Genomic DNA, 9,454 nt, shown 5'->3' on the forward strand with positions numbered 1-9,454 from the left:
GCAGGCGCTGGCGAGGGGCGCCACGGTCGCCGAGGCCGCGGCCACCTCGGGCCACAGTCACCGCCATTTCATCGCCCGGTTCTCCGAGGCGGTCGGACTGGCGCCCAAGCGCTATGCGCGGGTGCGGCGTTTCCAGCACGCCCTGCATCGCCTCGCCGGCGGGGAGGCGCTGGCCGCGATCGCGCAGGCCGTCGGCTACAGCGACCAGGCCCACTTCCAGCGCGAGTTCCACGCCTTGGCCGGAGTGACGCCCCGGACGTTCCGCGCGGCGCGGCCGGTCCGTCCCCAGCACCTGCCGGTGAATGTTCCGCGTTCGGATCTTCCGCGTTGAGCCGGCGGGTCAATTTCCTTCAATACCCGGGCCCGATGCCGGCGGATGCTGGCAACCCGCATCCGACAGGAGTTCCGCCATGGCCGTACACGAACTGTTCGCCTACCTCTGTGTCGACGACGCCGAACGGGCGATCGCCTTCTATCGCGACGCCTTCGGCGCGACCGAGCTGTTCCGCCTGACCGAACCCGGCGGCCGCATCGGCCATGCCGAGGTCTCGCTGGGCGGCAACACCCTGATGCTGAGCGAGGAGTATCCGGAGTACGGCATCCGCCGCCCGGACCCGGACGCGGCGACCAGCGTGACCCTGCACATCCACGTGGACGATGCCGACGCGGTGGTCGAACGCGCGCTCGCCCACGGCGCCCATCTGGTGATGGCGCCCAAGGACATGTTCTACGGCGAGCGTTCCGGCGTCGTCCGCGACCCGTTCGGGCATCGCTGGAATATCGGCCACAGCATCGAGGAGGTCGCTCCGGAGGAGATGCAGCGGCGCTTCGAGCGGATCGGCGATCCCTGCTGAGCGGGGCTGGCGGCGCGAGTCGTCGCCTTGTCGCCCAGCGGGAGGGCCGCTCAGGGCAGGGTGGTGTCCGGCCCCGCCGGCGGCGGCTGCAGCAGCGCCGGCGGCAGCTGGCGGAACTCCTCGGCAAGCTTGCCGAGGAAGCCGCCCATCGCCGAGCTCTTGCGCCAGACCATCGCGATCCGCCGGTGCGGCGGATCGCTGTCGAACCGCAGCAGGCGGATGTCGGGCGAGGGCGGTACCGGCGGCTGCACCGCCAGCACCGGCAGCAGGGTGATGCCGACCCCGGAGGCGACCATCTGACGCAGGGTTTCCAGACTGGTCGCGCGGAAACCGTCGCGCTCGTCGGCGCCGGCCATGCGGCACACGTCCAGCGCCTGGTCGCGCAGGCAGTGGCCCTCTTCGAGCAACAGCAGGTGCAGCTCGTCGAGGTCGTGCAGGGCGAGTCGGCTGCGCGTCGCCATCGGGTGCTGGCGCGGCACCGCGAGCAGGAAGGGTTCGTCGAACAGCGGCTCGACGTGCAGTTGCTCGTCGTGGATCGGCAGCGCGAGCAGGCCGGCATCGAGACGGCCATCGCGCAGGCGGGCGAGGATCTGGTCGGTCTTCTCCTCGACCAGCAGCAGCTCCAGCCGCGGGAAACGCTCGCGCAGGTGCGGCACCACGTGCGGCAGCAGATAGGGGCCGAGGGTCGGGAACATGCCCAGCCGCACCGAGCCGGCCTCGGGATCCTGGCTGCGCCGTGCGATCTCGGACATCTGCTCGACCTCGGCGATCACCTTGCGGGCGCGCTCGGCGATCTCCAGTCCGATCGGGGTCAGCATGACCCGACGCGGCGCCCGCTCGACCAGGGCCACACCGAGCTCGTCCTCCAGCTTCTTGATCTGGGTCGACAGCGTCGGCTGGCTGACGAAGCTGGCGGCGGCGGCGCGACCGAAGTGCTTGTGCTCGGCCAGCGCCACCAGGTACTTGAGGTCACGCAGGTTCACGGCGGTCTTCCTCCCGGGCGCGCGCGGTGCGCGCCCTTCTCGACAATGACGGGGTCCGTCCGGGAGAGCGGACCCCGCGGGTCATGCGACGGCGGCTTCGGTCAGCGCCTGCGTCGCCGCGGATTCGACCGGCGCCGAGCTGCGGATCAGGTGGTCGAAGGCGCTCAGCGCCGCGGTCGAGCCGGCGCCCATCGCGATCACGATCTGCTTGTACGGCACCGTGGTGGCGTCGCCGGCGGCGAACACGCCCGGGACGCTGGTCTGGCCGCGTTCGTCGATCACGATCTCGCCGCGCGGCGACAGTTCCAGCGTGCCCTTCAGCCACTCGGTGTTGGGCAGCAGCCCGATCTGTACGAACACGCCTTCCAGCTCCAGCCGGTTCAGGTCGCCGCTGTCGCGGTCCTTGTAGCTCAGGCCGGATACCTTCTGGCCGTCGCCGAGGACCTCGGTGGTCTGCGCGCTGACGATCACGTCGACGTTCGGCAGGCTGCGCAGCTTGCGCTGCAGGACCTCGTCGGCGCGCAGCTTCGCGTCGAACTCGATCAGGGTGACATGGGCGACGATGCCGGCGAGGTCGATCGCGGCCTCGACGCCGGAATTGCCACCGCCGATCACCGCGACCCGCTTGCCCTTGAACAGGGGGCCGTCGCAGTGCGGGCAGTAGGCCACGCCCTTGTTGCGGTACTGGTCCTCGCCGGGCACGCCCATCTGCCGCCAGCGCGCGCCGGTGGACAGGACCACCGAGCGCGACTTCAGCGACGGGCCCGGTTCGCCATCGGCGCCGGCCAGTCGCACTTCGATCAGGCCGCCCGGTTCCGTCGCCGGCACCAGCGCGGTCGCGCGCTGCAGGTTCATCACATCGACATCGTACTCGCGCACGTGCTGCTCCAGCGCGGCGGCGAGCTTGGGACCCTCGGTGTACGGCACCGAGATGAAGTTCTCGATCGCCATCGTGTCCAGCACCTGGCCGCCGAAGCGCTCGGCGGCGACGCCGGTGCGGATGCCCTTGCGGGCGGCGTAGACCGCGGCCGCGGCGCCTGCGGGGCCGCCACCGATCACCAGCACGTCGAAGGCGTCCTTGGCCTTGATCTGCTCGGCGGCGCGGGCGGCGGCGCCGGTGTCGATCTTCGCGAGGATCTGCTCGACCGTCATCCGGCCCTGGTCGAAGGGCTCGCCGTTGAGCAGCACGGTCGGCACCGACATGATCTGGCGGGCCTCGACCTCGTCCTGGAACAGCGCACCGTCGATCGAGACGTGCCGGATCCTGGGGTTGATCACGCTGATCGCGTTCAGCGCCTGAACGGTGTCCGGGCAGTTCTGGCAGGACAGCGAGAAATAGGTCTCGAACTGGAACTCTCCCTCGATCGCGCGGATCTGCGCGACGACCTCGTCCGACAGCTTCGGCGGATGGCCGCCGACCTGCAGCAGCGCCAGCACCAGCGAGGTGAACTCGTGACCCATCGGCAGGCCGGCGAAGCGGACTTCGATGTCGGTGCCGGCGCGGCGGATCGCGAACGAGGGGCGGCGTGCGTCGTCGTCGGCGCGCGAGCAGGTGACCTTGTCCGACAGTCCGGCGATGTCGCGCAGCAGCGCGTCGAGTTCCTGCGATTTGGCGCCGTCGTCGAGCGAGGCGACCAGCTCGATCGGGTGGGTGACCTTCTCGAGGTAAGCCTTCAACTGGGTCTTGAGTGCGGCGTCGAGCATGACAACGGCTCCGGGAGCAGAGGGGGGAGGGGAATGCCGCGCGTCCGGGAGGGAGAGAGAGGGGGATCGCCCGGACGCGGCGGACATTCGTCGAACGTGGACGCCGCCGAACCGCTGGCGTCCGGGTGGGCGGCCCGGCGGGGGAGTGCCGGGCCGCTCCGTGCGGCACTTCGGGTTGCCGCGTCGCCCGAGGGCGAGAAGACGGGCGGCGCGCGATCGCGTCGCCGCCCGGGTACTGCGTGGATCTACTGCGGTATTGCGATCGCGTCGCGAACGACGCGGTGGACCGGCGCGGGTCCGGTCGGATCGTGCCGACTCAAACCGTGCCGACTCAGATCTTGCCGACTCAGATCTTGCCGACCAGGTCCAGCGACGGCGCCAGGGTCTTCTCGCCTTCCTTCCACTTGGCCGGGCAGACCTCGTTCGGGTTGGCGGCGACGTACTGGGCGGCCTTCAGCTTGCGCAGGGTCTCGGAGATGTCGCGGGCGATCGCGTTGTCGTGGATCTCCAGGGTCTTGATCACGCCTTCCGGGTTGACGATGAAGGTGCCGCGCAGGGCCAGGCCTTCCTCTTCGATGTGCACGCCGAAGGCGCGGGTCAGCTGGTGGGTCGGGTCGCCGACCAGCGGGAACTGGGCCTTGCCGACCGCCGGCGAGGTCTCGTGCCAGACCTTGTGCGAGAAGTGGGTGTCGGTGGTGACGATGTAGACCTCGGCACCGGCCTTCTGGAACTCGGCGTAGTTCTCGGCGGCGTCCTCGACCTCGGTCGGGCAGTTGAAGGTGAAGGCGGCCGGCATGAAGATCAGGACCGACCACTTGCCCTTGAGGCTGGCGTCGGTGACTTCGACGAACTCCCCGGCCTGGAACGCGGTGGCCTTGAACGGCTGGACTTCAGTGTTGATAAGCGACATCAGGATCAATCCTCATGGTCTGTGGGGTGGGTCGTGTGCGACCGGCGGGGGCCGGATCGCGATAGGGAGAGCTTAGGGATCGGCTATTAATCAATCAAGTTGATTGATCGAATTGAACCAATAGCTATAATCTATTAATCCGATTCGCAGGCCGATGCGGCAGCGCCGCCGCCCTCATCCTCCCTGCTCCAGGTGAAGCGTCTGCGTCACCGCAGCCGGCCCCGGGCGGGCGGTAGGATGTGCGCCCGATCCGATTCGATCCGCGAACACGCCCCGCATGCCCCGTATCGACGAACTGCTGCGCGCCGCCCGCGCCGACACCGAGCCCGGCGACGCCGAGGCGTTGATGGCGCATGCGCTCGGGCGTCCGGCCAGCTGGTTGTACGCGCATGGCGACGACGAGCCGGCGGCCGAGGCGCAGGCGGCGTTCGAGGCCCTGCTCGCGCGCCGCCGGGCCGGCGAGCCGGTGGCCTACCTGACCGGACGGCGCGGGTTCTGGCGCTTCGAGCTGCGGGTCACCGCGGACACCCTGATCCCGCGTCCGGAAACCGAACGGCTGGTCGAACTGGCGCTGGAACGGCTGCCGGCCGACGCCGATCTGGCGGTGGCCGACCTGGGCACCGGCAGCGGCGCGATCGCGCTGGCGCTGGCGCTGGAGCGGCCACGGGCGCGGGTCGACGCGGTCGACGCCAGCGCCGCCGCGCTTGCGGTGGCCCGAGACAATGCCGCCGAGCTGGCCGTGGGCAACGTGCGTTTCCATCACGGCAGCTGGTTCGCGCCGTTGGCGGGCCGTCGCTACGATCTGATCGCGAGCAACCCGCCCTACATCGCCGACCACGACCCGCACCTGCGCCGAGGCGATCTTCGCGCCGAACCGCTGACCGCGCTGGCGTCCGGCCCCGACGGTCTGGACGCGATCCGCGAGATCGCCGCCGGCGCCGGCGTCTGCCTCGAGCCCGGCGGCTGGCTGTTGATCGAACACGGCTGGGAGCAGGGCGAGGCGGTGCGCGCAATCCTCTCCGCCGCCGGCCTGGTCGAGGTCGCGACCGCGCAGGACCTGGAGCGACGCGACCGGGTCACGTTCGGCCGCCGCGCGAGCGGTGAAGACGTCCTTTAACCTGCAGCCGCTACACTTGCGCGACCTGCAAAGCGAGACCCTGCATGCGCAAGCTCTACCCCGAGATCGAGCCCTTCAACTCCGGCAAGCTCGAAGTCGACGACCGCCATACGCTCTACTTCGAGGAGTGCGGCAATCCCGACGGCAAGCCCGTCGTCATTCTCCACGGCGGCCCGGGCGGCGGCTGCAGCGCCAAGATGCGCCGCTTCCACGACCCGTCCAAGTACCGCATCGTGCTGTTCGACCAGCGCGGCTCCGGCCGCTCGACGCCGCATGCGGACCTGGTCGACAACACCACCTGGGAACTGGTCGAGGACATCGAGAAGCTGCGCAGCCGGCTCGGCATCGACCGCTGGCAGGTGTTCGGCGGATCCTGGGGCTCGACCCTGGCCCTGGCCTACGCCGAGAAGCATCCCAAGCGCGTCACCGAGCTGGTGCTGCGCGGCATCTTCATGCTGCGTCGCTGGGAGCTGGAATGGTTCTACCAGGAAGGCGCGTCGCGGCTGTTCCCGGAAGCCTGGGATCGCTACGTCGCGGCGATCCCGACGGTCGAGCGCCACGACCTGATCTCGGCGTTCCATCGCCGCCTGACCTCCGAGGACGAGGCGACCCGCCTGGCCGCGGCCAAGGCCTGGAGCGTGTGGGAAGGCGCGACCAGCTTCCTGCACGTCGACGACGACTTCGCCTCCAGCCACGAGGATCCGCACTTCGCGCTGGCATTCGCGCGGATCGAGAACCACTACTTCGTCAACAGCGGCTTCTTCGAGGTCGACGACCAGTTGCTGCGCGACGCCGGAAAGATCGCCGACATTCCCGGCGTGATCGTCCACGGCCGCTACGACGTGGTCTGTCCGGTCCAGAACGCCTGGGACCTGCACAAGGCCTGGCCCAAGGCCGAGCTGGTGATCACCCCGGCCTCGGGCCACTCGGCGTTCGAGGAAGAGAACATCGACGCCCTGGTCGCGGCGACCGATCGCTTCGCCTGAGGCGCGCGAGGCATCCGATGAAAGAGCCCGGCCCTGGCCGGGCTCTTTCGTTTCCGTGCCCGACGTCAGTAGCGGGCGCGGATGGTCACCCGCGCGACCGGGTTGCGCCAGTCGCGTTCAGCGGCATCGAAGTCGCCGATGCCGTGGATGCCGTTGTGGGTGTGCACGAAACCCTCGGCACCGGCCTCCGGCGCGCCGCTGCCGCCCGGTCCGTTGCACTCGGGATAGTCCGGTCCCGGAATCGAGGCGCAGGACTCGTCGTTGGGTTCGCTGCCGGCGTCGTAGGCGTACAGGGTGTAGCTGACCGAACGCCCGGGCGCGGGCAGACGCGCTGCGTCCAGTCCCACGAAGCCGTCGTTGGTCGGGATCATCATCGCGGCCAGGCTGATCCGGTAGCCGGGCGTCGGCGCGTCGATCGCGATCGCGGTTTTCTGCCCGGGCGCGGTCAGGCCATCGCCGCGCGCGGTCGCGCTCACCCCCCGGGTGGCGTCGAGCCGGTCGGACAGCGGCACCGGGTTGCCGGTTTCGGCCAGCGTCGCCAGTTCGGGCAGGGCCGGGGCGCCGGGCTCGAATACATCGACCGACGGATGATGGATCGCCACCAGCAGCGGCGTGAACTGTTGCGCGCGGGTCAGGTTCACGACCTCGACCTGGTAGTGGATGCCGCCGTGGTGACGGCCGTGCTGGGGGCCGCGCGAAGCTGCCGGCAGGCTGGTGGCCAGTGCGACCGCGGCGATGCCGATGGCCGCGATCCTGCAGTGGAACGTGTTGCGGAACTTGCTCATGAAGGGTTCCTCCGTCCGGATGGGAACGGCCGGCGTCGGCGCCGGCAGGACGCGCGCGGCTCGTGGGGGACGGGGGAACCGCGGGCGCCACTGGCCCGCTACGCAGGACGGTGGCGAAGGTTACGTCCGGCTGTCGCCATTACCGGCGTGTCGTTTGCATGCCTGCATGTGGGCACGGAGCGAACCCTCCCGCAAGAGTCCTTTGGCGATCTTTGTTTCGAGAGTCTGTCAGGAAGCCCCTCCAGTGGAGCGGCCATCGCCGTCGCTTGTCCGCCTCTGTCCGGGCGATACGAAGTTGAAGTTAAGGAATGAGTGCCCGGAGATCTCAATCCATGAGAGTGGGGTACGGCATTCTCGGTCTATTGCCAGCGGGCTCTCCAGGGCGGTCGGTGCTTGCGGTTCAACACGTGTCTTGCGTTGGCATCAGGTCGTGCAAGAGGTTCCATGGCTTGCATGGCTGTGAAGCTGATGATATGACTCGCGTCACACTTCGAGTTTTAAGTTGGAGTGTGTCAGGAAGCGGGATTCTAGGGAATGCGGCCGGTCGTGGCTGCAACGGAAGGAATTGAGCCGAATGAAAATCAGGCAATGGACCTTGGCCGCCATGCTGTTGACGGTCGCGGGAGCGGGCTCCGCGCAGGAACAGGGCAAGGCGCTCTGGGAGGAGTACGACAAGCTGATCGACAAGCGCTCGGCGATCACCGCGCTGGGCCCGGACCTGTTCGGCGACAACGTCGACCTCTACACCGGTAACTTGTCGTTCTCGGCCACCGACGTCAGCGTGCCTGGTAACAATGCGCTGCCGGTTGCGGTGGGGCGCCGCTACGGCATCGACAATCACAGCGTCGGCCATCCGGGTGTCGACGGTTACGACCTGGCGTTCGCGGACTGGGACCTGGACGTGCCGAAGATCAGCGGCGTGTTCGCGACCACCTGGCACGACCAGCGTTGCAGTGGCGCTGCGCAGCCGCCAGCGGTACAGGTCAGCGACAAGTACTTCCAGCCCAACGACTATTGGCAAGGCCACAACGCCAGCCTGCCCGGGGGCGGCGAAATGCTGATCGGCAGCGCTTCGACCACCCGCCCGGCGAACGGCGGTCCCTGGCGCTGGACCACCGATGGCCAGACCTGGTTCAGCTGCTTGGCGACGATCAAGAACGGTAGCGGCGAGGGCTTCCTCGCGACCACCGCGGACGGCACCCGCTACTGGTTCGACTGGATGGCACAACATGCCGAAACCCCGCTGAGGGACAAGAACAACAGCGGGTTGACGATCTACCTGCCGCGGCGCAGGAACGTGCTGTATGCGACCCGGGTCGAGGACCGCTTCGGCAACTGGGTCACCTACACCTACACCAATGCCTACAACGCGCGGACGCGCCTGACCGCGATCAATGCCAGCGACGGCCGCGCGATTACCCTGGGCTACAACGGCGATGGCCATATCGCCAGCATCAACGATGGCTCCAGGACCTGGCGGTACGAGTATGCCTACGTCGGTAGCGGCCAGTTGAAGAGCACGCTCACCGCCGTGGTACTGCCCGACGACAGCCGCTGGGCAATCGACTTCGTCGATTTCAGCGAAGCCGGCTTCGGCTACCACAAGAGCCGGGAGCCCGGAGATTTCTATCGCAGTTGCTTCGATCCCGGCGATGCGGTGAATGCGACCCCTATTGTCGGCAGTATCACCCATCCGGCCGGCGCCACTGGCGTCTTTACCATGTCGGTCCTCCGGCATGGCCGCTCCAACGTGCCAGCACTGTGCGGCGGTTACTCCCTGCCGGACAACGATCCCAACGACGATGTCGCCTACTACCCGATTAACTGGGATGCCTACACGCTGAGCCGCAAGCAGGTCAGTGGGCCGGGGCTGGATACCAACACCTGGAACTACGCCTACTTCAGCGACATCTCGTGGTCCTACCCGCCAAGCGGAGGCGGATATCCGGTCTGCCAGAACCAGAACGGTTGCGAAGCACCGGTATGCACCGACGACAGCTGCGCCGGCACCAAGGTGACGACGGTGACCGCGCCGGACGGCAGCTGGACCCGCTACACCTTCGGCAACAGCTACCGCTACAACGAAGGCAAGATGCTGCGGTTGCAGAAGGGTTC

The 9,454-nt window shown here is 68.5% G+C and carries 8 protein-coding genes and 1 pseudogene; 5 read left to right on the forward strand and 4 right to left on the reverse strand.

Translation table 11 applies throughout. From position 1 onward, the window contains the following. The coding region (locus FKV24_RS09150; RefSeq protein WP_141482162.1) for a helix-turn-helix transcriptional regulator at nt 1–331 on the forward strand (331 nt) is incomplete at its 5' end. A gap of 79 nt (nt 332–410) precedes the next feature. Beyond that, nucleotides 411–854, forward strand: a complete 444-nt coding sequence (locus FKV24_RS09155) for a VOC family protein (RefSeq protein ID WP_111267142.1) — start codon at nt 411–413, stop codon at nt 852–854. A 50-nt stretch (nt 855–904) separates the two neighbouring features. Here FKV24_RS09155 and oxyR read toward each other — a convergent pair whose 3' ends face one another. The 3 genes from oxyR to ahpC form a co-directional block, all read right to left on the reverse strand. Next, the gene (oxyR, locus tag FKV24_RS09160; protein ID WP_111267141.1) at nt 905–1,837 is read right to left on the reverse strand and encodes a DNA-binding transcriptional regulator OxyR; all 933 of its coding nucleotides are present in this window, start codon (nt 1,835–1,837) and stop codon (nt 905–907) included. An 81-nt stretch (nt 1,838–1,918) separates the two neighbouring features. Then, on the reverse strand, nt 1,919–3,541 hold the full coding sequence (gene ahpF, locus FKV24_RS09165) for an alkyl hydroperoxide reductase subunit F (RefSeq protein WP_141482163.1): 1,623 nt from the start codon (nt 3,539–3,541) through the stop codon (nt 1,919–1,921). 346 nt (nt 3,542–3,887) lie between these two features. Continuing rightward, nucleotides 3,888–4,451, reverse strand: a complete 564-nt coding sequence (ahpC, locus tag FKV24_RS09170) for an alkyl hydroperoxide reductase subunit C (protein ID WP_141482164.1) — start codon at nt 4,449–4,451, stop codon at nt 3,888–3,890. A 277-nt stretch (nt 4,452–4,728) separates the two neighbouring features. On the opposite strand from ahpC, the gene prmC reads away from it, so the two are divergent. Continuing rightward, a complete protein-coding gene (gene prmC, locus FKV24_RS09175) occupies nt 4,729–5,568 on the forward strand; it encodes a peptide chain release factor N(5)-glutamine methyltransferase (protein WP_141482165.1) in 840 nt (279 codons plus the stop codon). A 44-nt stretch (nt 5,569–5,612) separates the two neighbouring features. Then, nucleotides 5,613–6,554 (forward strand): prolyl aminopeptidase, encoded by a 942-nt coding sequence (gene pip / locus FKV24_RS09180; RefSeq protein WP_111267137.1) that lies wholly within the window; start codon nt 5,613–5,615, stop codon nt 6,552–6,554. 65 nt (nt 6,555–6,619) lie between these two features. On the opposite strand, the gene FKV24_RS09185 is transcribed toward pip, so the two are convergent. After that, nucleotides 6,620–7,339, reverse strand: coding sequence for a spondin domain-containing protein (locus tag FKV24_RS09185; protein WP_141482166.1), 720 nt, complete (start codon nt 7,337–7,339; stop codon nt 6,620–6,622). Between the two features lie 574 nt (nt 7,340–7,913). On the opposite strand from FKV24_RS09185, the pseudogene FKV24_RS09190 reads away from it, so the two are divergent. Further along, nucleotides 7,914–9,454 (forward strand): annotated as a pseudogene (locus FKV24_RS09190) (RHS repeat protein); the annotation flags it as partial.

Origin of the sequence: Marilutibacter maris, from assembly GCF_006546735.2 — a bacterium.
GTDB lineage: Bacteria > Pseudomonadota > Gammaproteobacteria > Xanthomonadales > Xanthomonadaceae > Marilutibacter > Marilutibacter maris.

Bases quoted from the DNA above. Each gene is read 5' to 3' on its own strand.
- prmC (WP_141482165.1), top strand. From the start codon at position 4,729: ATGCCCCGTATCGACGAACTGCTGCGCGCCGCCCGCGCCGACACCGAG.
- pip (WP_111267137.1), top strand. From the start codon at position 5,613: ATGCGCAAGCTCTACCCCGAGATCGAGCCCTTCAACTCCGGCAAGCTC.
- ahpF (WP_141482163.1), bottom strand. From the start codon at position 3,541: ATGCTCGACGCCGCACTCAAGACCCAGTTGAAGGCTTACCTCGAGAAG.
- ahpC (WP_141482164.1), bottom strand. From the start codon at position 4,451: ATGTCGCTTATCAACACTGAAGTCCAGCCGTTCAAGGCCACCGCGTTC.
- FKV24_RS09185 (WP_141482166.1), bottom strand. From the start codon at position 7,339: ATGAGCAAGTTCCGCAACACGTTCCACTGCAGGATCGCGGCCATCGGC.
- FKV24_RS09155 (WP_111267142.1), top strand. From the start codon at position 411: ATGGCCGTACACGAACTGTTCGCCTACCTCTGTGTCGACGACGCCGAA.